This window comes from Brevibacillus sp. WF146 (assembly GCF_001673705.2).
Taxonomy (GTDB): Bacteria; Bacillota; Bacilli; order Brevibacillales; family Brevibacillaceae; genus Brevibacillus; species Brevibacillus thermoruber.
In genome coordinates this window covers 3,011,447-3,034,006 of record NZ_CP109943.1, presented here as the reverse complement: position 1 = coordinate 3,034,006, position 22,560 = coordinate 3,011,447, and the positions used below count along the sequence as shown (strand labels likewise).

The 22,560-nt window shown below is 56.2% G+C and carries 30 protein-coding genes and 2 tRNA genes; 29 read left to right on the top strand and 3 right to left on the bottom strand.

The genetic code is table 11. From position 1 onward, the window contains the following. Nucleotides 1-233 precede the first annotated feature (233 nt). The 20 genes from A6764_RS15060 to A6764_RS14970 all read left to right on the top strand — a co-directional run bounded on the left by A6764_RS15060 (nucleotide 234) and on the right by A6764_RS14970 (nucleotide 12,935). Complete coding sequence (locus A6764_RS15060; protein ID WP_065068383.1) at nucleotides 234-1,280, top strand: phage tail sheath subtilisin-like domain-containing protein; 1,047 nt, start codon at nucleotides 234-236, stop codon at nucleotides 1,278-1,280. 17 nt (nucleotides 1,281-1,297) lie between these two features. Next, nucleotides 1,298-1,738 (top strand): phage tail tube protein, encoded by a 441-nt coding sequence (locus tag A6764_RS15055; protein ID WP_065068384.1) that lies wholly within the window; start codon nucleotides 1,298-1,300, stop codon nucleotides 1,736-1,738. Between the two features lie 63 nt (nucleotides 1,739-1,801). Then, a complete protein-coding gene (locus tag A6764_RS15050; RefSeq protein ID WP_065068385.1) occupies nucleotides 1,802-2,167 on the top strand; it encodes a phage tail assembly chaperone in 366 nt (121 codons plus the stop codon). A 170-nt stretch (nucleotides 2,168-2,337) separates the two neighbouring features. Next, nucleotides 2,338-4,257 (top strand): phage tail tape measure protein, encoded by a 1,920-nt coding sequence (locus tag A6764_RS15045; RefSeq protein WP_065068386.1) that lies wholly within the window; start codon nucleotides 2,338-2,340, stop codon nucleotides 4,255-4,257. A 62-nt stretch (nucleotides 4,258-4,319) separates the two neighbouring features. After that, entirely contained in the window at nucleotides 4,320-4,655 is a 336-nt protein-coding gene (locus tag A6764_RS15040; RefSeq protein ID WP_065068387.1) for a PH domain-containing protein, read from the top strand. A 184-nt stretch (nucleotides 4,656-4,839) separates the two neighbouring features. After that, on the top strand, nucleotides 4,840-5,328 hold the full coding sequence (locus A6764_RS15035) for a LysM peptidoglycan-binding domain-containing protein (protein WP_264622271.1): 489 nt from the start codon (nucleotides 4,840-4,842) through the stop codon (nucleotides 5,326-5,328). After that, entirely contained in the window at nucleotides 5,328-6,383 is a 1,056-nt protein-coding gene (locus A6764_RS15030; protein ID WP_065068389.1) for an XkdQ/YqbQ family protein, read from the top strand. The genes A6764_RS15035 and A6764_RS15030 overlap by 1 nt, the downstream gene beginning before the upstream one ends. Beyond that, on the top strand, nucleotides 6,349-6,804 hold the full coding sequence (locus A6764_RS15025) for a DUF2577 domain-containing protein (protein ID WP_065068390.1): 456 nt from the start codon (nucleotides 6,349-6,351) through the stop codon (nucleotides 6,802-6,804). Before A6764_RS15030 ends, A6764_RS15025 begins: the two co-directional genes overlap by 35 nt. Then, nucleotides 6,785-7,201: a DUF2634 domain-containing protein gene (locus A6764_RS15020; protein WP_065068391.1), complete on the top strand. Its 417-nt coding sequence runs from the start codon at nucleotides 6,785-6,787 to the stop codon at nucleotides 7,199-7,201. Before A6764_RS15025 ends, A6764_RS15020 begins: the two co-directional genes overlap by 20 nt. Before the next feature lie 2 nt (nucleotides 7,202-7,203). Next, nucleotides 7,204-8,262 (top strand): baseplate J/gp47 family protein, encoded by a 1,059-nt coding sequence (locus A6764_RS15015; protein ID WP_255309819.1) that lies wholly within the window; start codon nucleotides 7,204-7,206, stop codon nucleotides 8,260-8,262. Then, on the top strand, nucleotides 8,252-8,812 hold the full coding sequence (locus A6764_RS15010) for a putative phage tail protein (protein ID WP_141669819.1): 561 nt from the start codon (nucleotides 8,252-8,254) through the stop codon (nucleotides 8,810-8,812). Before A6764_RS15015 ends, A6764_RS15010 begins: the two co-directional genes overlap by 11 nt. Beyond that, nucleotides 8,809-9,369: a hypothetical protein gene (locus A6764_RS15005; RefSeq protein WP_065068393.1), complete on the top strand. Its 561-nt coding sequence runs from the start codon at nucleotides 8,809-8,811 to the stop codon at nucleotides 9,367-9,369. Before A6764_RS15010 ends, A6764_RS15005 begins: the two co-directional genes overlap by 4 nt. Before the next feature lie 61 nt (nucleotides 9,370-9,430). Next, entirely contained in the window at nucleotides 9,431-10,894 is a 1,464-nt protein-coding gene (locus tag A6764_RS15000) for an Ig-like domain-containing protein (RefSeq protein ID WP_065068394.1), read from the top strand. Then, nucleotides 10,894-11,082 (top strand): hypothetical protein, encoded by a 189-nt coding sequence (locus A6764_RS14995; protein WP_044899736.1) that lies wholly within the window; start codon nucleotides 10,894-10,896, stop codon nucleotides 11,080-11,082. Before A6764_RS15000 ends, A6764_RS14995 begins: the two co-directional genes overlap by 1 nt. After that, nucleotides 11,082-11,195, top strand: coding sequence for a CD1375 family protein (locus A6764_RS22440; protein ID WP_413541956.1), 114 nt, complete (start codon nucleotides 11,082-11,084; stop codon nucleotides 11,193-11,195). Before A6764_RS14995 ends, A6764_RS22440 begins: the two co-directional genes overlap by 1 nt. A gap of 57 nt (nucleotides 11,196-11,252) precedes the next feature. Continuing rightward, nucleotides 11,253-11,399: a CD1375 family protein gene (locus A6764_RS14990; RefSeq protein WP_162836747.1), complete on the top strand. Its 147-nt coding sequence runs from the start codon at nucleotides 11,253-11,255 to the stop codon at nucleotides 11,397-11,399. Between the two features lie 5 nt (nucleotides 11,400-11,404). Beyond that, nucleotides 11,405-11,671 (top strand): hemolysin XhlA family protein, encoded by a 267-nt coding sequence (locus A6764_RS14985; RefSeq protein WP_255309820.1) that lies wholly within the window; start codon nucleotides 11,405-11,407, stop codon nucleotides 11,669-11,671. Between the two features lie 4 nt (nucleotides 11,672-11,675). Then, complete coding sequence (locus A6764_RS14980) at nucleotides 11,676-11,975, top strand: hypothetical protein (RefSeq protein ID WP_065068395.1); 300 nt, start codon at nucleotides 11,676-11,678, stop codon at nucleotides 11,973-11,975. Further along, nucleotides 11,953-12,738 carry an N-acetylmuramoyl-L-alanine amidase gene (locus tag A6764_RS14975; protein ID WP_065068396.1) on the top strand — a complete coding sequence of 262 codons (786 nt, stop codon included), beginning with the start codon at nucleotides 11,953-11,955 and terminating at the stop codon, nucleotides 12,736-12,738. The genes A6764_RS14980 and A6764_RS14975 overlap by 23 nt, the downstream gene beginning before the upstream one ends. After that, nucleotides 12,735-12,935, top strand: a complete 201-nt coding sequence (locus A6764_RS14970) for a hypothetical protein (RefSeq protein ID WP_065068397.1) — start codon at nucleotides 12,735-12,737, stop codon at nucleotides 12,933-12,935. Before A6764_RS14975 ends, A6764_RS14970 begins: the two co-directional genes overlap by 4 nt. 227 nt (nucleotides 12,936-13,162) lie before the next feature. Here the strand turns inward: A6764_RS14970 and A6764_RS14965 are convergent, their stop codons facing one another. Then, on the bottom strand, nucleotides 13,163-13,615 hold the full coding sequence (locus tag A6764_RS14965; RefSeq protein WP_065068398.1) for a hypothetical protein: 453 nt from the start codon (nucleotides 13,613-13,615) through the stop codon (nucleotides 13,163-13,165). 114 nt (nucleotides 13,616-13,729) lie between these two features. Between A6764_RS14965 and A6764_RS14960 the strand changes: the two genes are divergently transcribed. The 9 genes from A6764_RS14960 (at nucleotide 13,730) to A6764_RS14920 (ending at nucleotide 21,482) form a co-directional block, all read left to right on the top strand. Continuing rightward, nucleotides 13,730-13,999 carry a helix-turn-helix domain-containing protein gene (locus A6764_RS14960; RefSeq protein WP_065068399.1) on the top strand — a complete coding sequence of 90 codons (270 nt, stop codon included), beginning with the start codon at nucleotides 13,730-13,732 and terminating at the stop codon, nucleotides 13,997-13,999. Nucleotides 14,000-14,825: 826 nt separating this feature from the next. After that, nucleotides 14,826-15,170, top strand: coding sequence for a YolD-like family protein (locus tag A6764_RS14955; protein WP_255309821.1), 345 nt, complete (start codon nucleotides 14,826-14,828; stop codon nucleotides 15,168-15,170). A 215-nt stretch (nucleotides 15,171-15,385) separates the two neighbouring features. Beyond that, a complete protein-coding gene (locus tag A6764_RS14950; protein WP_065068401.1) occupies nucleotides 15,386-15,613 on the top strand; it encodes a hypothetical protein in 228 nt (75 codons plus the stop codon). 268 nt (nucleotides 15,614-15,881) lie between these two features. Continuing rightward, entirely contained in the window at nucleotides 15,882-16,298 is a 417-nt protein-coding gene (locus A6764_RS14945) for a hypothetical protein (RefSeq protein WP_065068402.1), read from the top strand. A gap of 314 nt (nucleotides 16,299-16,612) precedes the next feature. Further along, nucleotides 16,613-18,472 carry an ATP-binding protein gene (locus A6764_RS14940; RefSeq protein WP_065068403.1) on the top strand — a complete coding sequence of 620 codons (1,860 nt, stop codon included), beginning with the start codon at nucleotides 16,613-16,615 and terminating at the stop codon, nucleotides 18,470-18,472. 222 nt (nucleotides 18,473-18,694) lie between these two features. Next, nucleotides 18,695-18,779 (top strand) — tRNA-Leu (locus tag A6764_RS14935). A 4-nt stretch (nucleotides 18,780-18,783) separates the two neighbouring features. After that, a tRNA-Glu gene (locus A6764_RS14930) sits at nucleotides 18,784-18,860 on the top strand. Nucleotides 18,861-19,115: 255 nt separating this feature from the next. Further along, on the top strand, nucleotides 19,116-20,354 hold the full coding sequence (locus A6764_RS14925) for a glycosyltransferase family 2 protein (RefSeq protein WP_029099228.1): 1,239 nt from the start codon (nucleotides 19,116-19,118) through the stop codon (nucleotides 20,352-20,354). Nucleotides 20,355-20,516: 162 nt separating this feature from the next. Then, complete coding sequence (locus tag A6764_RS14920; RefSeq protein ID WP_065066110.1) at nucleotides 20,517-21,482, top strand: tRNA modification radical SAM protein MnmL/YtqA; 966 nt, start codon at nucleotides 20,517-20,519, stop codon at nucleotides 21,480-21,482. A 66-nt stretch (nucleotides 21,483-21,548) separates the two neighbouring features. Here the strand turns inward: A6764_RS14920 and A6764_RS14915 are convergent, their stop codons facing one another. Further along, the gene (locus A6764_RS14915) at nucleotides 21,549-22,277 is read right to left on the bottom strand and encodes a glycerophosphodiester phosphodiesterase (protein WP_083989687.1); all 729 of its coding nucleotides are present in this window, start codon (nucleotides 22,275-22,277) and stop codon (nucleotides 21,549-21,551) included. 104 nt (nucleotides 22,278-22,381) lie between these two features. Beyond that, nucleotides 22,382-22,465 (bottom strand): YjcZ family sporulation protein, encoded by an 84-nt coding sequence (locus A6764_RS14910; RefSeq protein ID WP_081656522.1) that lies wholly within the window; start codon nucleotides 22,463-22,465, stop codon nucleotides 22,382-22,384. Between the last annotated feature and the right edge of the window lie 95 nt (nucleotides 22,466-22,560).

Below are 22,560 nucleotides of genomic sequence, written 5' to 3'. Positions count from 1 at the left end.
CTAATACCGATAAACGGCTCGCTCCGGTATATCCGTTGCGGGCCGTTCGCATTTGGCGCGGCGTTCCGGACGGAGAGCGGTCTGTGGGCGTGTGTTGGCGTGCTACAGACGGAGGTTCGCGAGGCGAGGACGCAAGAGCAATACGACAAGATCATGCACGTTTATCCGCGGTATTAACTGCGGATTCCGGTCGGGTGAAAGCCCGGCCTTTTACATTTGAGGGGAGTGATACGATGGCTGCTGGAACCTGGGACCCGACCGCGTTGCCGATTGAACCGGGCCTCTACATCAACTTCCAAGAGGCGGCCGCTACTGCCATCCGGGGCGGTGCGCGAGGGACCGTTGCGATTCCGTTGCTCAAATACGGAGCAAACGCAACTGCAAAGCAATTTTACACGGTAAGCAAGGAGAAGGAAGCGCAAGACCTGTTTGGTGCGGACAACATCGCATCCATCCGTCTTGCCCTCATGGGCGGCGCGAGAGACATTCTTGTCTACACGATGCCTACCGATCCTCAACCGGAGGACTACGCAGACATGCGCGATGCCTTCGATTCGCGCCAGTTCAACGTGTTTGTTTTCGACCAAGAGGCGGACGCGACCGAACAAGACCTGACGAAAGCGTGGGTCGAACGGAATCGGACGGAGGGCAAGCACTTCATGTTCGTTGCCGGAGGTACGGCGGACGAAGACGCGGACCCTGCGCTTGGCAACGCGCGTTCTACACGCTTGAAGCACGACTATATCGTGAACTTGATCGTGGGCGGTACGTTGAGTGGCAAAACGTACACGTCTGCAGAGTACGCGCCTTACCTGGCGGGGCTTATCGCAGGTACCGCGATTAACCGGTCGATCACGTACGCGCAGGTGGCGCTTGAAGACGTGAACAAACGCTTGACGACGACGCAGGTAAGGGAAGCGTTGGAGGCCGGATCGCTCGTGCTCATCCACGACGGCGAAAAGGTCAAGGTCGTAACGGGCCTCGTAACGTCCGGCAAGAAAATCCGCGTGATTCGCGCACGTCAAGCGATTGCGACGGACATTACGATGACGGCGGCCGACGCCTACATCGGCAAGATCGACAACAACCCGGACGGTCAGGCGGCGCTCATCTCCGCCATCAAGGCGTACCTCGAGCGGTTGGAGGCGAACAACGTGCTGATGGACCCGGCGGTCATGCTTGACCCCGAAAACGAGTCCGTGGGCGATTCGGTGTTCCTGCTGATTTCGTTCGCGCACGTCGACTCGATCGAGCGGATTTTCCTGACAATCAACGTATGAGGACGGTGAACGAATAGATGCCTGCTTTGGACTCGACGCGTTCGATTAACGGTAAGTTCGGAGAAATCTGGAAGGACGGGCGCTGGTTGAGTAACTTCTACTCGGGGGAGGCAACGGCCGACCTCCAATATGAAAAGGTTAAGCGATCTGGCAAGCGCGCAGACGGGAATAAGGTCGTGGGAGTCGAGTACTCCGGGACAATCAGCGGTTACAAGGTCACTTCCGAACTCGCGCAGGAGGTCGGGCAAGTCTTTGACGATCGCAAGGGCGCGTTTGTCTGCGAACTGGTCATGAAGCTCGATGATCCGGAAGCCTACGGATACGAGCGCGTACGTTTGAAAGGCGTTCAGTTTACGAAAGTGAACATCATGAAGTTTGAACACGGGAGTCTCGTTGAGGAAGAGTGGCCTTTCGTATATGACGGAGTGGAATGGCTCGACGCGATCACGGCTCAGTAAGAAAGGCGGCTTCGGCCGCCTTTTAATTTTCGCACGAAAACAACCTTTTGGAGGATGAAATAGATGGACGATCTGCTGAAAACCCTGCTTGATCGGGATACAAAGCCCGAAAAGGACGTCGAGATTGAGGGTCTTGGTACGGTAAGGGTTCGGGCCTTGGATGACAGCGACATCAAGAGGATTTCGGAGCGAACAACTTTTGGAAAGAAAGTCGATGAGGAAAAGCAGTCACTCCTGTTCATCAAGGAAGGGACTCCTTATATCGACTGGTCTAATCCCGAGCTGCTGGCTAAGTTTCAGACGGATGACCCTCTAACAGTCATCAAGAAAGCGCTGTTACCTGGTGAAAAAGTCAAGCTGGTTAACGAGATTCTGGGCATTTCCGGCTTCGACTTGGCCGACCTTGTTGCGAAGGCAAAAAACTCATAAAGGGCGGAGGCGAGGCGTTGCTGCTCCACGCGATCTTTCAGCGCCACGGTCTTCCGCCACACGAAGTATACAACGCTCCCCCAGGAGCAAAGGCGTTCATGTACGCCAGCATGTTACTGGAACTTGAGAACGAAGAAAAAGAGCGTCAGAAGGCGGGAAGGAGGTAGCGCATGGCCTACGATCTTATCGCAAGGTTACGCTTGATCGACGACATGTCGTCTCCTCTCCGCAGAGCCACCGCGAGCATCGAGCGGACAAACAACGCTGTTAAGCGGGTTACAAGAGCTACGAACGTGTACCGTGACGCTAACGGTCGGCTACGCGATGAAAACGGTCGGTTCGTGGCAGAAAACAATGGTCTAGCAAAGTCGTTTGGTTTGCTCAGCAAGGCACTCGGTGGCCTTGCGGTCGGGGCTGCTGCTACCACGGCTGCGGTCGCTTCGGTCGGCAAGGCGATGGACTTCGAGGCGCAACTGTCCAGCATTAAGGCGCTAACCGGTGCAAGCAGCGCGGAAATGGCGCAAATGTCGAAGTTGGCGCTGGACATGGGCGCACAAACGAAGTACAGCGCGCTCGAAGCTGCGCAGGGTATCGAGGAGCTGTTGAAGTCCGGCCTTACTCCGGCACAGGTGCAGGCGGGTGGCCTCGAAAGCGCGCTAAACCTCGCGACGGCTGGCGGGCTTGGCTTGGCGGAGGCGGCCGAAATCATGTCTACCGCCCTTAACGCGTACAAACGCGATGCCCTGTCGGCGGAACAGGCGTCGAACATTCTCGCGGGCACGGCGAACGCCTCTGCGACAAGCGTCCAGGAGCTCCGTTACTCGCTCGCGATGGTATCAGCGGTCGCGGCAGGCGTTGGCATGACGTTCAAAGACACGAATACCGCGCTTGGTTTGTTCGCGAATAACGGCTTGAAGGGTTCGGACGCGGGTACTTCGTTGAAAACGATGCTGGCGAACCTGCAGCCGACAACGAAAGAACAAATTGCGCTGTTCAAAAAGCTCGGACTGATGACGCAATCGGGAGCGAACGCGTTCTTCGACGCGAAAGGCAAGCTGAAAAGCCTCGAAGAAATCGCGGGCATTTTGCGCAAGTCGCTCGGTGGCCTCACGGATCAACAACGTATGATGGCGCTCGAAACGATGTTCGGCGCGGATGCTATCCGTGCTGCGACGATCCTCTTCAATGAGGGCGCGGACGGTGTACGGAACTTCCAGGCGGAGATGACGAAAGTATCCGCGTTGGACGTTGCGAAAGAAAAGATGAATAACGCGGCGGGCGCGGTCGAGCAGTTCAAGGGCGCGATTGAGACGTTACAGATTGCGGCGTTGACTCCGTTAATGCCGAAGATCAAGGAAGTCGCGCTGGCCGCAGCGGATGCTACCGAACGGTTTACGAAATGGTTAGGTACGCGTGAGGCTAAAGAGTGGGGAGACACTCTTATCAACATTTTGTCCATAGTGGGGCCGTTGATCGGCGGAGTGACTGCGGCCTGGGTCGCGTATAGGACTGCTATCGGCATCGCCACTGCGGCTCAGTGGGCATTTAACATCGCTGCTAACGCGAACCCACTCGGATTGATCGTCGTCGCCATCGGCCTTGTAATTGGCGCCGGGTACTTGCTGGTTAAGCATTGGGATACCATCAAGCAGGCGGCAAGTGACTTGTGGGTTACGCTGAAAAACGCGTTCGCCAAGGGCGTAAACTGGGTGATCGGGCACCTTAACAAGATGATCGACGCCATGAACAAGGTGCTCGAACATGTCGGAATCACTATTCCGCAGATTCCGGAAATAGCGTTGGACTACTCGGTGCAACAGCGTGAAATGGAGGATTTCCGCCAAAAACGCAACTTGGACATCGACGGATCGCACGCGGGCGGGCTCTCGTACGTGCCCTACGACGGGTATGTGGCGCGATTGCATAAAGGGGAGCGCGTTCTTACGTCCGCCGAGAATGAGCAATACACGAATGGCGGAGGCGGCGGAGTTCATATCGCAAAACTTGCGGACCAAATCGTTGTACGAGAAGATGCGGACATCGATCGGATCGCTATAGCTCTTGCGCGCGAAATCCGGAGACTGATGTAACCACTTTAAAAGTCGCCCCCACGTTGCTAAAATATAGAAAACGGAATCGGAGGCGATTATTCATGTTCTTCGGGCAGAAGCAGGCCGAAGTCGAAATTCACGATCTGCTCTTTGAGGGAGAGGAAGTCGTCGGGCACTATAAGTTAGTGCAAGACTTTATTTGTCTGACGAGCAAACGCATCATTTTCGTCGATAAAGCGATAACCTCAAATAAACGCGCGATCATATCCATTCCCTACGATAATGTGGAGTCCGTTGAGATGGAGCGCGGCAAAACGTTTTCGATTGGGCACGAGTTTACCATCGTCACGAAAAAGAAGGACTACGACATACACCTGGCGAAAGACGCAGACCCCAACGACTTCTACCGCACTTTGTCAAAACACATTTGCGCATAATTAAGATTCCCGGAGGTGATCCGCCATACCCAACGCGATCCAATTTTGGCTCTCGTTCAATAACGGAGCCGAACGCTTGCAACTCCCGGTCAACCCTCCGTCAATCCAAATATCGTCGTCCCACTCGTACGAGGAAGTCAACGTCCTGCAATTAGGCGAATACACCGTTATCGGTGACGCCAACTTGCGGGACTTTTCTTTTTCCTCGTTTTTCCCACGCGACTACAACCCGTCCTATTGCGAATACGAGGCGATTCCGGCGCCCTGGGACGCGGTACAGACGATTGAGGGCTGGATGAAGTCACGCCGTCCCATCCGCCTGACCATCACGGGAACGCCGATCAACGTCGCGGTGACCATCCGTTCGTTCAATTATGAACCGGAACGCGCAGGCAATCCAGGCGACATCTATTACGACCTCACGCTGAAAGAGTACGTGTTCGTCGACGTGAATAAGGTCGAGATTACCGGGAACAAGGCGATAGTCAGCACGCAAACAACTCGCCCGAACACGCGCGAAGTCCCGTCAACTTACACGGTAAAGCCCGGCGATAACCTGACGAAGATCGCGCTCCGGTACGGTAAAAAATGGCCGGAGATATACGCGAAGAACAAGTCCGTTATCGGCCCGGACCCTAACCGTATCTATCCCGGACAGGTGTTGACGCTCTGATGAACACGCAAGTTCTATACGATGGAACCCCGTTACCCGTCCAATCCGTAACGTGGTCGGGCGACATTACGCAGGCGGCGCGAAAGCTCGACGTATCGCTCGTCAACACAGTGGACGGTCGGACGCAGGCCCGGCGGATTGAACACGGAAAGGAGCTCCGGCTCTTGTACGATGGGCGCGAACTGTTCCGTGGGCCGGTTTTTGCGTTCGATATTGACGCGCGCGGACGGATGACAGCGACAGCATACGATGAAAACACGTACCTGACGCGTAACCAGGACACGCGCAAATTCGTGAATATGACCGCGAGTGCGATTGTTAGAAGGTTGTGCGCGGACTTCGGGATTCCGACGGGGACGATCGCGGATACCGGTTACGTGATCCCGAAGTTGATCCTCCGCGACAAATCGTTGTGGGAAATGATGATTACGGCGCTTACCTACACGCGCAAGCAAACAGGTAGGCGCTATTTTATTACCTCGCGCGAAGGCCGGTTGCAACTTCTCGAACGGAAAGAGCAGATCGTCCGGTGGGTTCTCGAAAATGGCCGGAACATCATCGACGCGTCCTATTCGCAGTCCATCGAGGACATGCGAACGCAAGTCAAGGTGATCGGTGGCGACCCGGATAAAAAGCCGATTATCGCGGTAGTGAAGGACGACGCGCTCATAAAACGGTTCGGTATCATGCAGCACCTCGAAAACGTGGACCAGGACATGACGGCCTCACAGGTTCAGCAGCGCGCGAAACAGTTGCTCGCGGAACTCGGCACAATCGACGATACCGCCCGTATTGACGCGCTCGGCAACCCGGACGTGACCGCAGGTACCGCGATCTATGTCCGTGAGTCCATGACGGGATTGGTCGGCGGCTTCTACGTTTCAACCGATTCGCACACGTTTAGCGGCGGCACACACCGGATGTCGCTGACGTTGAGCGCGACTGATGATCTCCCCGTCATGGAATACGAGGAGCCGCCGGAAGAAAAACGGAAGCGACGGAAAGGAGCGGACGACAAAGTTGACCTCATCCTCAACGCGAAAGGCATCGGATAGGATCGAAGGCTCCGGCGCGAGCCAACTCGTTCAACTTATCCGCCAGATCGGCTATAACGATTATGACCGGTTCGAACTCGCCACCGTCGTCGCGCCACCGCCCGAACTCCGTATCAAAATCGACAATATGGCGCTCGAACTCGAAGCCGACGACGTGTTGGTCGCGGAACACCTAACGCGACACAAACGAATCGTCACGATCAAACACGAACAGGACGCGGAGCGCGACGTTGGCGACACGGAACCGAAGCCGCGCGATAACGATAGCACCGGGTCGCTCGCGTGGACGTATTCGTACGTTGAGATGCAGTTTGAAGACGTGTTGAAGGCGGGCGACCGCGTACTCGTCGCGTCCATGAACGACGGGCAATCCTACGTCATTCTCGATAGGGTGAGGAAATATGGCGCTGAGTCCTCTTAGGCCGCTGGAAGAACGCGCGGTCGAAGTCGCGCCCACACCGCAACCATCGCGGACGTACGCGCTTGACTTCGAAACGGGCGAGGTTGGCGGCATTATCGACGGTGAGGCCGCGATCCGGCAGGCGATCCGGAAAGCGATCATGACGGCCAGGTTCCGGTATCCGATATACGGGGCCGAGCACTTATACGGTGCGGAACTCGAAGATCTCATCGGCCAAGACCTGCCGATCGAACTCTTGAACGCGGAAATCCCCCGGTTGATCTCCGAGGCGCTTCTCGTGGACGACCGGATTACTGACGTATACAACTTCACAATCACACGCGAAGGAGACGGCCTGTACGTCTCTTTTTTCGTTGATACGGCGGACGGCACATTACGCGAGGAGGTGACGTTATAAGCGTGGCTTACGAAGATCAAACGAAAGACGTGATCCACCAACGGATGCTCGATGCGAGCCCTCCGGACATCGACAAGCGGCCGGGTTCGGTCACATACGACCTGACGGGGCCGGTCGCGATTGAGGCGGAGGCCCTTTACGTCGAACTCGGCACGTTCAACGATAAGGCGTTCGCGGACACGGCGTACGACGAGTGGCTCGATAGGCGCGCGGCAGAGGTCGGACTGACCCGCAAGCCAGCCGTAAAGGCCACCGGTTTCGTCACGTTTACAGGCAACGAGGGGACGGTCATTCCGAAAGGGACCGAAGTGTACACGGACGGAGACGCGCCAATTTACTTCGTGACGACCGCGGACGCGACGATCACAAACGGAACGGCAACGGTCGCGGCCGAGGCGAAAGAGGCGGGCGCAACGGGCAACGTTGGCCCCGGCGCGATCAAGCTGACCACCGGTAATATCACCGGCATCACCGGCGTAACCAACACGGTGGCCTTCGATGGCGGCGTCGACGCGGAAAGTAACGAGGACTTCCGCAAACGCTACTTCGACCGTGTGCGCCGTCCGATCACGTCAGGCAACGCGTACCAATACCGGCAATGGGCGCTCGAAGTCGTGGGCGTCCGGGACGTGCGCGTGTATCCGGTATGGAACGGCCCTCTCACGGTGAAAGTCGTTGTGCTCGCGGACGAGGGCGTTCCCTCCCAATCGCTCCTTGACGCGGTTAAGACGCATATCGAATCGGTGCGGCCGATTGGCGCGGACGTGGCCGTAATCGGCGCGATCGACTACGGAATTGACGTGGCCGCGACGCTGTACCTGACGAGTGGGGCGGATTTGGGCGCGGTGCAGGCCGCCATTGTCGCGGAGATTAACGAGTACTTCCGCGAGCTGGCGTTCGGCGACCCGATCGTCCGCATTTCGCAGATTCAGCGGATTCTCCTCGATAACCCGAACATCACGGACTACGCGAACCTGACGCTGAACGGCGGTACGTCGAACATCGTGATTACTGGCGATGCGATTCCGGTACTGAGGACGGTGAACTTCGTTGCAGGCTAATGAGCGCGATATTCGGCAGGATATGCGGGATTATCTGCCCGGATATTACCGCGATTCTCGCGTAGTCAGCAACCTCATTGACCGCGAGGCCGACGAAATCATCGCGCTTAATGCGGCGGTCGCCGATACACTGGCGCAGTTTTTCGTCGATACCGCAACGTGGGGCCTCGCGCGGTGGGAGGCCATCTGCGGTATCAAAACGGACGAATCCAAACCGTTAGACGTCCGGCGCGCCATCGTCAAGTCCCGCCTGCAAGGGTTCGGAACGGTCACGGTCGAGGTCGTGCGGGGGCTTGCGGACACCCTGTACGGGGCGGCGACGCAGGTTACCGAGGACTTTACCGGGGCGCGAGTCGTGGTCAAACTCGTCGGCAAACGGGGCGTGCCGATCAACGCGGAGGACGTACGGAAGGAACTACGCGAACTCATACCGGCTCACCTGGACATCGCGCTTGAATTCTCGTGGTTCGTGTGGGACGAATTTGACGCGATGACCTGGGACGAGGCGGACAGCTTCGCATGGGACGAATTGGAGGTGTATATGCCGTGAGTAGCGGACAAACGAACACGCTTGGCCTTCACCGGTGGGTCGGAACGGACCGGGTATCACGCGCCGAGATCGTCGAGAACTTCGATATTATCGACGCGACCGCCGAAGACCTGTACGGGCAGATCGAGGACCTGCGGTTACTTATCGCGCGCCTTGACGTTGGTTGGTCGATCGCGGACGAGATCAACTTCCGGTATCCGGACAATAACGGAATCTTCTACGACATCCTAGACGGCAAGGGCGGCCGCGTAACGGCGGTACTCGCGGATGCCGCGACTTACACGACGGCGGCGCTGACGGCCGGGGCCACAACGGTTCCTGTCGGAAATAGCGCCGTTTTTGCGGTCGGCGAGGAGGTCACGATTTTCGACGATGTGAACGCGGAGAACGTGACGATCACGGCGGTCGCGGTCGGTGAGTTAACGGTGACGGCGCTCGCGCACTCGTATAAAGCGAAGGCGACCGTGGCGCGGACGACGGCCGTGACGGATGCCGTGAATGCACGGATGGGGTTCCCGACATGGGGAACGAGTGATATTGCGATTACGGAGGCGTGAGGATGCGCGATTCCAGAACGTGGATAACTTCGGATAACGGCCATTGGGAAGGGGGAGGAACATGTCGAGGATATTTACGACTTCTACTGGCGCTCAAACAGCCAATTCCGGATTTTGGGGTAATGCTCCGTCAACCTTTGCAAGAAAAATCAGGGTGGATAAACGGACTAAATTAACCGGCATTTATTTTCAAAACAGAGATACCAGCCAAGTCACCGTTAAAGCAGTGCTTTACACTCTAGGTGGTACAAGAATCGCTGAAAGTAATGCCACTACAGTTAACACCAACACCGACGCGATATTGTCTTTTATCTCGCCAGCAGAGATCGAACCTAACACAGACTTTTACATTGGTGTATATACCAGTGTTGGCAGGTTGGAAACGTATATAGCAGAAAATATCACAGCAAATGTAAGTGTGACTAGGGATGGGGTTACGTTTACATTTTATCCCTCAACATTTAGTTCGACTTCGGACGTTGCTCCAAACGGATCTACTGTCTCAACTAGTGAATTGTCAATTGGAATAGAGTTTACAACAAACAACCTACCGACGCTAAACCTAGCCTCGCCTACGGATAATCAAACATTATCCGGAGGTTCCACGTACACACTCGAAGGCACCGCGTCCGACCCCGACAACGGCAACGCAGTCACCGTCAAGTACGCGATCAACGGCGGCACCGCCCGCAACATCACGTCCGCCATCTCGGACGGCTCGACCGCGATCCCGTTCTCGAAGGCGCTGACGTTCCAAAACGGTCGCCTCTACGATGGCGGAACGGACGTGTCCGGACCTCTTGCGGAAAACACAACGTACACCGTCTCGGTATACGCGGTCGACGACCAGGGCGGAACGTCCACGGCAATCACTCGTTCGTTCACCGTGATCCTCAACCGGCCGCCCACGATCAACCTCGATCCGTACAACGCGAACCGAACGGGCGTATCCGAATTGGAGACGTTGACGTTCGCGGGCACGGTAACGGACCCCGAAAATGACAACGTATCGCTGACGGTGGCGGTCAACGGCGGCGCGCCCGTTACGCTAAAATCCGGCGTCGCGTCCGGCACCGCGTTCTCGTACAGCATTCCGGTATCGTCGCTCGTATTCGGCGCGAACACGATTACTTTCGTTGCGACCGACGTGAAGGGCGCGAGCACAACGAAGGCGCTGACGGTGAACAAAGCGGGAAGCCTAGCGCCAGTCAAAACGGCGGTCGTCCGGTACGTGATTACGCCGCCACTCGGTAGCGCGGCCGAGATTGCCGCGTGGGTGCAGCGGGAGGACGGCGACCTGACCATAGACGCGGCGGCTTCTATCGTCGGTAGCGCGGACCCGGAGACCTACGTGGCACTCACGAAGAATGCGTCGGTGCCGTTGGGCGACGGGACCATTGTCGAGGACGAGTTCGTGGGGGCCGCGGCGCAACCGGGCGCGAAGGTAGCGTTGAGGCTGACGTTCACGCGCGAGAACACTTCGTCGACCGCCGCAGTTAAAAAGATTATGGGAGGGATCGGTTGATGCCAAAGTTAAGGCCGCGCCGACCTGACGGCTGGTTCGGGCCACTGGTCGACGTGAATCCGGGCGAGCGACCGCCGACCGATCGCGAACGCATCCAACAGCTTGAGCGCGAAAACATCGACCTGATGCTCGCGCTCACGCAAGTATACGAAGAACTACTCGCACTTCAATCGGGAGGTACACCGTAGTGGCAACGATTTACTACCGATTAATCAAGGCCGGGCTCAAAACGCTGGACGACGTACCGGATAAACATAGAGCGGAAGTTCAAGCGCTACTTGACGCGGAGGCTGAGGCGTAGCCAATGCGTACGGTGGCGCTTTTTCTATTGCGAATCATATTCGGAGGTGGAAACGATATGGCGGTAATCTACGCGACGCTCATCGTAAAAGGGTACAAAACCATCTGCGACGTACCGAAACTGATCCGTAACGACGTACGCCAGGTCCTGATTCAATTGGACGCCGGGCACCTGGCAGAACCGACGTGCGCTGACGAGGTATAACGCGTATGGACGATATGAAAGAGATTCGCACGCAGTTGGCGGACGTCCGCGAATGGCTCGTGCGGCTGGATACGAAACTTGACGGAATGGCCGACGTCAAGAAAACGGCCGACGCAGCGAACGAGCGGTCGAGGGAGGCGATGGCTCTCGCGCAAGAGAACGCCCGCGACATCGCCGAGATCAAAGCGGACGACCGGCGTAAGTGGGGCGTCATTATCGGGATGGGCACGAGTTTTATCGGGTCCATCCTCATCTATTTTCTGACGAGGTGACGGGATGAAAACGTTCCTCAACGATCAAGACGGTCTTAGTGAAAAGGATTACCTCCTGCTCGTATCCACGACCGTCTTTTTCCTCTTCGTCGCGGTCGGCCTCGTACTCGTGCTGATGGGCCGGACGCTCGACCCCATGTACGTGACGCTGCTCGATATGGTCGCGCCGGTACTCATGACAGTTGCAGGCGGCGTATACGGTGTTCGCGCGGTACAGGAGTTTCGGAAGCAGCCACAGACTGCCGACGAGGTGCCACCGCGCAGAGAGGAGGAAGACAACCGTGGAACTACGAGTCCAATCTAAGTTTCTGACGCCCAACCCGTACTCTCGCCCCGGCACCCGTTTGAAACCCGTTAAAGGTGTCGTCATCCACTGGGTCGCGAACCCAGGCAGTACCGCGCTCAACAACCGCAATTTCTTCGAACGCAGAAAGGACGGCAAATCCGGTTACGGGTCCGCGCACTATATCGTGTGCCTCGACGGGTCCATCGTTCAATGCCTGCCGGAAACGGAAATGGCGTACCACGTCGGGAGCACCACGTATACGAGCGCGGCCCTTACGCGGCTATCCCGGTACCCTAACGATTGCACTATCGGAATCGAATGCTGCCATACGGATTGGGACGGGCGGATGACGGCAGAAACGTGGCGCGCGACCGTGAAGTTGGCGGCACAACTGCTGAAACGGTACGGGTTGACCGAGAATGACCTGTGGCTTCACAAGGAAGTCGTCGGCTGGAAGGATTGTCACCGCTGGTTCGTGAACAACCCGGCTGACTGGACGCGGTTCAAACGGGAAGTTGCGGAGGAAATGAAGGGCGGCAGCGCCAAGCCCCCGGAGGACAAAAAAGCGGAGGTCGTTTATCTGATGAGTAAATACTTCAAGGACATTCCCAAAGAGCTGGAGTGGTGTAAGGATCACGCGGACTCTCTGTACGAGAAGGGCGTGCTGAAAGGCGACGGGCAAGGCCATCTGAAACCGACCGACCCGTTATCGCGCGCGGAGGCCGCCGTGTTGATCGACCGCGCGATCGACTACGTCATGAAGGAGTTGACGCGGAAATGATCGACTGGAAAGCGAAACTCGGCTCTCGTAAGTTTTGGGCGCTGATTGCCGGTGTTGCAACGAGCGCTCTCGTTTTGTTCGGAAAAGACGCGGATACCATCACGAAGGTTGTCGCGTTGATCGGCGCGATCGGCTCGTGTGCGGTCTACATGTTTGCGGAAGCAAGCGTCGATGCCGCCCGCGCGAAAAACGAATAAACTACGCCCTGGTAGCGGAAACTCTCCGCCGCCGGGGCGTTATTTTTTTTGTCCCAAACGGTCGTGTTACGCTCTAACGGAAAGGAGCGTGTTATACCGGGAATCCATCGTTCTGGCGCGATACCGCCGCCAACTCAACCGGGTCGGACCGATACCCTACGCGGTAACATCGTTACCAACTGGCAAGGCAGCAGTCCTCTGCCGGTATCCCGACAGCGGGTTTACACTTATCCGACATACTTTTCTATGTACATATCGATGTTTGCCTTAAAGTCAGACCAATCCACACGTTCAACCTCTTCCACAAACTTTGCGATATCTTCCCCGTCTTCCCCAACTTCGACGAAACGACCCTTGAAGATCAGCACATAAGCAATTTCGTCGTCCACGCCGCCGCGAGACTCGAAGTAGTCCACCAATTTCTCCGGATCTTCAAAGCAGGAAACTCCGTTCTTGATACCCGTTTCCAAGCCCGCTTTTTCTAAAGCTGTTTCCCATCGTTCGTCGAGATCTTCAATAGCCTCAATCTCTTCAATTAACTCGTCGTCTACAATGTACTCCAGTGCACGGTCGATCTCACCTTGTTTCGCCTCTTCTAGTGACTTCCACAACCAAGGCCAGCTTACCGATTCCGGGGTAATCTCATACGCTCTCTGTTGTACCCGAAAGAAAATTTTCATATCCGTTCACCTCATTGGTTTATCTATCCTTATTATATCGCATAAACGATATTTGTAAACCCTTTTTCTTGAAAAAATATTGTATATACGATATGATTTATCCGAGGTGATCCAATGAAACGGCTGAAATGCGTAATAAAGATTGCGGAGCTGCGCGAACGGCTAGGAATCAGCAGTCAGAAGGATCTGGCTGATATGGCTGGGCTGCGTCCCAATGCTGTTAGCCAGCTGGAGCATGGATACAGGTGGAAGTCAGGAGAAAGGACATCACTGCAACGCGTTGATTTAGAGCACTTGGAAAAGATCGCTAACGCAATCTGGCGTGAGAAAGGAGTACGTGTGCAAATCAGTGATTTGATTGACTTCGTGGAAGTGGAGGAGTAAGCCGTGGAAGAGGCGGTGTACCAAGTATTCGAAGATTTGCTGCGTCGAGAGGACAGGCGCCCTCGTATGCGGGACTACATCAAAGAAGCTAGTAAACGGGAAGTATCCGGGGTTAAAGTTTTAAAAAAGCTATACGGAAGCTACAATCATGCAGTCGACAGGTTTTTGCAGTTGTACCACGAGCGGAACGGTTTCTACGAGATACCCGACTACCTTCTAGGGTGCATTGTTGGGACAGCTACGTTGGTCAAATCGACAGCACGTTCGGGCTTGGCGCTTCTGTTTTCATCATCAAACGCAAGCGAGTTGGAAACAATCAAGCCATTTCTCAACAGATATGCAGAGTGGGGGCCGAACGAGAGGGGGATGCATTTTATTGAGTGCTACGACTATAAACTGATATCATCGCTACATCACATGGGCTTCCCGGATCATCTACCGTTTCGCGCAACAGTTGATTTTGTCCGCGGTTACTGTGACACCCACGCTAGCCTCTTTTCGTATCAAAATAGACACGGGAATACTTGTCTCAGACTGGAGGTAACGGGTACGGAAGAGTTCGTCTCCAAGCTGCGCGATTTTCTAATTCAATTGAGTGCAAGTGAGACAAAGCTACAAAAAGCTCGTACAACTTGTAAGTGGCACATAAACACTCTTTCGTTAGTCAAGATTCGGGATCACCTGTATCCAGATGGCTGTGTGTGTAATCAAGCCAAAAGACAGTTGTTGTATTCTGTATGATTTGTTTTTCTCACGCTATTGCATAACGGAGTCGCTTCCGATTACAATAAGAACAAATGTTCGTATATTATCGGGAGGGATCACGTTGAAGAGAACGAAAATTAACGATCTATTCGGCAGCATGCGGATTATCCTGCCGGAACACAAGGCGGAGATTCAGCGGATGAATGCGGAACGGGGCCTCGAACCGCGCCCTACCGTTGATGAGGACGATTTTGGCGAGATGTGCTTCCGCATTTACGACAGCACGCAGTACGATTACGCGATTACCGTTAAGTGGTTCCGCGAGGTGAGCCGTGGCCTTGGCGTGTTTGAAACGGCATGGGGCGTGGTCAAAGAGATTGACGCGAATAGGCGGATGTTCAAACTCGTGAACGTTTGGGATTCCGTGTGGATTCGCGTTGAGGATGTCGTGAGTGTAACGAAGTGACCGCGTAACCACGAAAAAATTTCGCTCGGACGTACATATTCCAGCGCGCCCGCACATACGCTGATTGCGTAGGCACAGCGTTGGGGAAGAGTCTGCATATCGAAATAATACGGCCCTGGTACGGTAAAAACCCGCGCCAGGGCTCGTTTTTTATTTTCGGGACGCGCATAGGTAACGTAGTAACCGCGTAAGGTTACGACGAGGAGGTGGTTAGCGTGCCGAAACGAAAACGCATTAACCTATCGCCCGACGACGATACGAACGCGAAACTCGAACGCCTTGCGCACGCGTGCCGGAAGCATCCGACCACGTTCGCGCACTATCTCGTTAAGCTGTGCGTCAACAACGCCAACATCGTCGAGTTCGTGCAGCGGCAGCATAACGTTGAGGAACGGTTTAAAGTGCGGTGTCGGGTCGAAGGTGACACGTTGGTTTACGATTGAAAACGAAGGGGGAGCGTCACATGATCATTCTCTTTGTGCTATATTGCACCCGGTGCGGAGTTGAGATCGGAATAGGAACAGGAAATCTTTGCAGTCGCTGCGCCAAAGAACGGTAGCCTATCGCGTAAAATCAACGATAAGTTTCAGCGCGAGGAGTCCGGTTCCACTGGCAACAAGCGCGTATCCAGCGTAGACGAGAAACGGCATTTCACGACCTCCTAACGTTATGGATACGCGTAGTATCGCCAAACGAGAGGAGTGTTATACCGTGTTTTATTCGGTAGCTCTGCCGAGATTTCGGCGACAAAAGACCGAGGTGATACCGTGGCGCGATTTTTTCGACGAGATGGGGAGCGTATTAACTGCGCGGCAGAAACGGAAACTAAGCGCTCTCCTGGCGGGGGCAACGGCGGTATACGCGTTGCGATTGGAGCACGCGGAGGCGGCGGGGATTGCCGACAAGATCATCGGCGCGTTCGATCCGATCATACAGTTGGCGCAGGGGGTGTCGTACCCAATTGCGTTCCTAATGATATGCGGCGGCTTTCTCCTGATAATGGTCGGGCAGCGGTCGAAGGGCCTGTCGATGCTCAAGTGGGCGGCGGTGGGCTACGTGGGGATGCAGTTCGCCCCGGCGATCATGCAGATACTCGTGGGCGTGGGCAAGGCGATGGTAGCGCGGTAACCCCGTTCGTCCACCTACGGATAACGCCAGACTCACGCCTGAATAACGAATCCGTCGAGCAGTTCGCGCAAACACTCTGCGTTTACCAATCGCCACTCGAACGGTGGAACTCCGGCAAACGCCGCATCGAACGCGCGCCTTTTGTTTCGTTTGAGACGGTCCTGCAACGTGAAGGAACGTCATTCACCGTTACCGTCCTGCGGGAATACGAATCGATCGCGCGCAAGGCCATCGAATCAACGTGGCCGAACGTCACAAATACGGAGGTAGCCGATCCGTTCATCGCGCGCCCGGACGTAACGGCGACGCTCGAAATGAACTACCATTACATGTTCGCGATTCGTGTGGACCGGCGCGAAATATCGTTCTTGGCGTCACTCCTCGAAACGATCAACGCGCTTGACGAAGGCGACGCGGTTTACGTGCAGATGCTCGCGGTCCCGGCCGAGAAAGACTGGTACGAAGGCGCAGCGCAAGCGTACGAACGATTCAAGGCGGGCGAGATGCCGCAGAAATTCGCGCTGAACAAGCGAACGGCGGGACGTACGGCACTCAAACTCGCGACCAAAACGGTCCTCGGCGCGATTTCGATTGTAACCGAACTCATGACGGGCGAGGAACCGGAGCCGATCAACATCGACGGCGGAGAGCGCGCGGTCATCCTCCGCGACGGCAAACTCCGGTCGGAAACGCTGAACAAGACGCGAGGGGACGCGTACGACGTAACGGTGCGTATAGGTGTTGTGTGCGCGGATAAGGCGCGGGCGAAAGCGGTCATGCGGATGGTTACGATGGCATTCCGCGAACTGGACGGAGACAACCATTTCGTCGCGCATGAAACCGACGTAGACCGTACGTGGCGGAAGATGCGGGAGCGCACGGTAGGGCTCCGGCTTGCTCGCGATTACATGAGTATACCGGAGGTCTCCCGCCTGTTCCTGTTGCCGACGCGACCGTTGCAGGAGCGTTATCATATCGAGAACGTCCGACTGCTTGAAACCGGCATACCGGCGGAGATATCGGCGGGCGGCCTACGGTTGGGCACGGTAACGCACAAAGGCGCGGCACAAACGGTATACATGCCGACGGACAATTACGACGAGCTATGCTTGCCACGCGTAGTGATCGGCGGAATGGGCAGCGGCAAAACCACGTTCGGCGCGAACCTTATCGTCGAGGCAGTCCGTAATGGTTTCGGTGGCCTTGCGATAGACCCCGCGAAAGGCCAGATCGGCGATATGGTGGCGGCCGCGTTACCGAGTGACCGCGTTACCCGGATACGCATTGACGGCACGGCTCCGTTCGCGCTCGATTTCTGCGAGATCAACCGGTCGCCACGCGCCAGAAACCGACTGGCTAACGCGATCATCTCGTTCTTTAACACGGCGACCGACGAGGCGGGCGCGCAGACCGCACGTTACCTTCGCGCCGCGATCATGGCGATGCAAACGGCGCGGCTGGCGGAGATCATGCGTATTTTCGAGGACGACGCGTACCGGACCGCGTGTATCGAACGGATGAGAGCGGGAATGCACCGGTCGACACTCGAAGACTTCGGGCGAATGACGGAGGGGAAACGCGCTCAGATTCTCGCGCCGATATACAACCGCCTCGATACGATCCTAGGCGACGAGTATCTCGCGGAATGTTTCGAGTCCGATCGGTCACTCGATATGGTCGCGCTGATGAGCGGGCGGCGCGCGGTCGTCATTGACGTGCCCAAAGCGACACTCGGCGCTGAGGCGGTCGACCTCATCGTGAACCTCCTGTCGGTCAAAATTGACCTCGCGATGGTTCTGCGTGAGGAAGCGGATCAGTTCCCGTTCTTTATCGTATATGACGAGCCGCATCAGTTCCTCCGGTCGGCGCGTACGTGGAAGACAGCGGCGGTCGAATCGCGGAAATGGCGCGTGGGTTACGTGTGGATGTTTCACTCGTGGGAGCAGATACCGAACGACCTCGCGGAGATCATACGGAGTGCGGGGCCGCACTATACCGTGTACCGCGCGAGCAAGAAGACGTTCCGGGAGCTGGCGGAGGAACTTGCGCCGTTTACCGTGGAGGATTACGTGAAGATGCCGAGGTTTCACGCGCTGAACGTATTACGCGTGGGGGAGGCGCAGCATACCGTGGTGATGGCGAAGATGCAAAACTTGTCGAACGCATATAAATAGGTAGGAACTCGTGATAAAAGGTTACTATTGACTTCGAACGCTCCCTTCGTGTATACTTCGTAATTGTTAAGACGAGTCCGTAGGAAGAGTTTGAATCCGTGTGTCACCGTCGAATGACCGAATCAGGCAACCGTAAGGAATCGGGCAAATACGGATACTTCCGATACCTTCTAAGCCGTCGGTCGGGAGTTCGAATCTCTCCTGGGACGCCATTTTTCATATGCGGTCGTGGTGGAATTGGCAGACACACCATCTTGAGGGGGTGGCGGGGCGACCCGTGCGAGTTCGAGTCTCGCCGACCGCACCATCATGGCCCGTTGGTGAAGTGGTTTAACACAGCAGCCTTTCACGCTGTCATTCAGGGGTTCGAATCCCCTACGGGTCACCAAACGCGCATACGCATCCACGAAGCCTTTTGTGACAAAGGCTTTTTTTTCTGCTTATTGTCATGTACCGGAATAGAACCGAATAAAGGTGGGAATGGTGATAGAAGTGCCGCCGTTTTTCCCACTTTTGGGTCATTGCGATATGACGGGTTTTGAGGTACACTCCCAATTGAGAGAAAAACAAGAGAGAAATTTTGGAAAAACACTACCTGAGTCAAAACCGCGCAACATTTGACTCAGGTCGAGGAGAAGAACCCATGAGTGCATTGAGAGAGATCATTGAGGGATTATTCATCGGATTCACTTCTACGGTAGGGGTGGTGAGCACCTACCAAACGTTGGTATCATGTGCCGGCCTGTTCCGCAAAAACGAGCAGGTCACCCACGAACCGCAAAAGACATTTGCGGTGCTGGTGGCGGCACACAACGAAAGCGCAGTCATTGCGCCGCTCATCGAAAACCTGAAGCAACTGGATTACCCCCGCGACATGTACGATATCTTCGTGATCTGCGACAACTGTACCGACAATACGGCGGAGATTGTCAGAGCGCACGGCGCGTATGCGTGCGAGCGATTTGACGCGTCCAAACGCGGGAAAGGCTACGGCATCGAGTGGATGCTGGAGAACCTCTGGGCGATGCCCAAACAGTATGACGCTGTCGTTATGTTTGACGCGGACAACCTGGTGGAGAAAAACTTCCTGCGCGTGATGAACGATCGTCTCTGCAAAGGGGCGCGCGTCATCCAAGCCTACCTGGATTCCAAAAACCCGTTTGACTCGTGGATTACCCTCTCGTACGCCGTCACGTACTGGTTTACCAACCGGATGTGGCAGTTGGCCCGCCACAACCTGGGGCTGCCCAACACGCTGGGCGGAACCGGCTTGTGCATCGAGAGCAATCTGCTCAAGGAGATGGGTTGGGGAGCCACCAGCTTGACGGAAGACCTGGAGTTTGCCACCCGCTGTATCGAACGAGGCATTTACCCGACGTGGGCGCACGACACAAAAGTGTGGGATGAAAAACCGATTGATCTGAAGGCATCCATGCGTCAGCGGCTTCGCTGGATGCAGGGACATTACGACGTGGCAGGGCGTTACATCGGCACCGTCTTGAAAAACGGCCTGAAGCAACGCCGTCTCGGCATGCTGGACGCGGCGTTTTACCTGTTTCAGCCGATGTATGTGCTGATCGTCACCATGATGTCGCTGTTGTTCCTGGGACGCTTTTTTGAGATGGAGGCGTTGATGCCGATCGCCAGCTTCCTGCCGAACTGGATGATCTACGGATCGACGGCCGTTTTCTACCTGCTGCCGATTTTGGCCCTGTACCTGGACAAAGTGCCGCTGAAGGGATACTTCGGGCTGCTGCTGCTCCCGTTCTTCTTCCTGACCTGGCTGCCGATTCTGTTCTACGCGTTTTTCACCAAGAACAACCAGGTGTGGAGCCACACGTCGCACACGCGGGCCATTCGCATCGAAGAAATTCAACAGTAACCATAAACACGGAGAAAACCACAGGGAATTGCCCTGTGGTTTTCCTGTCTTTCGGTTCGCACGTCCAGCCTGACTTCTGTTATAATAAATGGATGGATGAATCGCCAGGCGGTGCCTGCCGAAGCCCGTTTGGCCGGCATCCCGACGGAAAGGAGCACAGCCATGAAACCAGCACCTGTACACGCGGAGGCCCCGCGCCTGTGGGGCGACAAGCGTTACCATACATGGAACTATCACTTGCGCCAGACGTTTCACGAGAAGGTATTCAAAGTGCCGCTGGACGGCGGTTTTACCTGTCCCAACCGGGACGGCACGGTAGCCACCGGGGGATGTACGTTTTGCAGCGCCCGCGGCTCGGGCGATTTTGCCGGCGACCGGCGGATGGATCTGGAGCGCCAGTTCCACGACGTGAAAACCCGCATGCACGAGAAGTGGCCGTCCGCCAAGTACATCGGGTATTTCCAGGCGTACACCAACACCTACGCGCCCGTGGACGAACTGCGCGAGATGTACGAGGTGATTTTGAAACAGGAGGGCGTGGTCGGCCTGTCCATCGCCACGCGGCCCGACTGCTTGCCGGATGACGTGGTGGAGTATCTGGCCGAGCTGAACGAGCGGACGTATCTCTGGGTGGAGCTGGGGCTGCAAACCATTCACGAGCGTACCGCCCAACTGGTCAATCGCGCCCACGATTACCAATGCTACCTGGACGGCGTGGAAAAGCTGCGCAAACACAACATCCGCATTTGTTCCCACATCATTTACGGATTGCCGGGCGAAACCCACGAGGATATGATGGAGACGGCCAAGGCCGTGGCCCATCTCGACGTGCAGGGGATCAAGATCCATCTGCTTCATCTGCTGCGCAAAACGCCGATGGTCAAGCAGTACGAGGCGGGGTTGCTGGAGTTTCTGACCCAGGAAGAGTACACCAAATTGGTGGTGGACACGCTGGAAATCCTGCCGCCTGAGATGATTGTCCACCGGGTGACGGGGGACGGGCCGCCCGACTTGCTGATCGGTCCGATGTGGAGCCGCAAGAAATGGGAAGTGCTGAACGGCATCGACGCCGAGCTGGAGCGGCGCAACAGTTGGCAGGGCAAGTTTTACGAACCGAAGACGACCTGACGCCATCCATGGCCAACAGGGACAAAGGGAGCCTGTACAGGGCTCCCTTTGCTGTTTTGTACGCGGTCAAGACCGTCGCAGCACTTTCCGCGCCTTCCCCGGGTAGTTGGTGATGATGCCGTCCACCCCCATTTCGGCTGCCTGCCGGATGCGGGCAGACTTGTCAATCGCCCACCCGAGCACTTGAAAGCCGCGTGCTTTCGCTTCTTCCACCAGGGGGCGGGTCAATTGGTCGTCCGGCACGTGGAGCTGATTCGTTCCGTAGCGGGCGCCCACTTCCCAAGGTTGCTGAAGCGGTCCGACGTACAGCAGGGCGGTGGCTTGCGAGGGCTCCAGCTCTTTTATGCGCAGCAGGCTGTCAAAGTTGAACGAGGAGACGACGGTTCGCTCCGTCAACTGGTAGCGCTTGATCAGGTCGATCACCCGTTCCTCCAGGTGAGGCTGGGGGACCAGAAAGTTTTTCAATTCGATGATAAACCGCAGTGGAGTAGGGGCGAACGCGTCCAGTACTTCCTTCAGCGACGGTATCCGCGTCTGGCTCGTGGGCGGTCGGGCGCCCTTGTCGGCCCGCAGCCGCCTAAGCTGCCGCCAGGTGTGCTGCTGAACGGCGCCAGTGCCGTTGGTGGTGCGCTCCAGCCGATGATCGTGAATGACCACCACTTTTCCATCGCGACTCAACTGCACATCCAGCTCCAGGCCGTCAGCGCGCCGCTTGAACGCGCCGTGAAAGGCTTCCATCGTATTTTCCGGATAGAGGCCGGAAGCGCCGCGATGCGCGTAAACGAGAGGGATCACGTGGCTTCCTCCTTCCGTAGGTCCTCCGCTTTGCCGCTTCTCCCTTACATGTATATGTATAAAGCCCCTCACTACGACCAGGTGGGAGGGGCTTGCGACGCCCCTTACGTGCAAGCGCACAGCACGATCACGAGCAGCACAAACAGCACCAGCACCAGGGCAAAATCGTTGGTATGGCGGAAACTCACAACGGACCCTCCTTCCCGGCAGTGAACCTTCTTGTTATTCTATGGCCGGCAGAAGCAAATGGCGCTCGCAAAAAACCGATCGGGCCGAAAGGAGG

Coding starts and splice junctions, on each gene's coding strand:
- A6764_RS15060 (WP_065068383.1), top strand. CDS start 234: ATGGCTGCTGGAACCTGGGACCCGACCGCGTTGCCGATTGAACCGGGC.
- A6764_RS15055 (WP_065068384.1), top strand. CDS start 1,298: ATGCCTGCTTTGGACTCGACGCGTTCGATTAACGGTAAGTTCGGAGAA.
- A6764_RS15050 (WP_065068385.1), top strand. CDS start 1,802: ATGGACGATCTGCTGAAAACCCTGCTTGATCGGGATACAAAGCCCGAA.
- A6764_RS15045 (WP_065068386.1), top strand. CDS start 2,338: ATGGCCTACGATCTTATCGCAAGGTTACGCTTGATCGACGACATGTCG.
- A6764_RS15040 (WP_065068387.1), top strand. CDS start 4,320: ATGTTCTTCGGGCAGAAGCAGGCCGAAGTCGAAATTCACGATCTGCTC.
- A6764_RS15030 (WP_065068389.1), top strand. CDS start 5,328: ATGAACACGCAAGTTCTATACGATGGAACCCCGTTACCCGTCCAATCC.
- A6764_RS15020 (WP_065068391.1), top strand. CDS start 6,785: ATGGCGCTGAGTCCTCTTAGGCCGCTGGAAGAACGCGCGGTCGAAGTC.
- A6764_RS15000 (WP_065068394.1), top strand. CDS start 9,431: ATGTCGAGGATATTTACGACTTCTACTGGCGCTCAAACAGCCAATTCC.
- A6764_RS14995 (WP_044899736.1), top strand. CDS start 10,894: ATGCCAAAGTTAAGGCCGCGCCGACCTGACGGCTGGTTCGGGCCACTG.
- A6764_RS14990 (WP_162836747.1), top strand. CDS start 11,253: ATGGCGGTAATCTACGCGACGCTCATCGTAAAAGGGTACAAAACCATC.
- A6764_RS14985 (WP_255309820.1), top strand. CDS start 11,405: ATGGACGATATGAAAGAGATTCGCACGCAGTTGGCGGACGTCCGCGAA.
- A6764_RS14980 (WP_065068395.1), top strand. CDS start 11,676: ATGAAAACGTTCCTCAACGATCAAGACGGTCTTAGTGAAAAGGATTAC.
- A6764_RS14970 (WP_065068397.1), top strand. CDS start 12,735: ATGATCGACTGGAAAGCGAAACTCGGCTCTCGTAAGTTTTGGGCGCTG.
- A6764_RS14965 (WP_065068398.1), bottom strand. CDS start 13,615: ATGAAAATTTTCTTTCGGGTACAACAGAGAGCGTATGAGATTACCCCG.
- A6764_RS14960 (WP_065068399.1), top strand. CDS start 13,730: ATGAAACGGCTGAAATGCGTAATAAAGATTGCGGAGCTGCGCGAACGG.
- A6764_RS14940 (WP_065068403.1), top strand. CDS start 16,613: ATGAACTACCATTACATGTTCGCGATTCGTGTGGACCGGCGCGAAATA.
- A6764_RS14925 (WP_029099228.1), top strand. CDS start 19,116: ATGAGTGCATTGAGAGAGATCATTGAGGGATTATTCATCGGATTCACT.
- A6764_RS14920 (WP_065066110.1), top strand. CDS start 20,517: ATGAAACCAGCACCTGTACACGCGGAGGCCCCGCGCCTGTGGGGCGAC.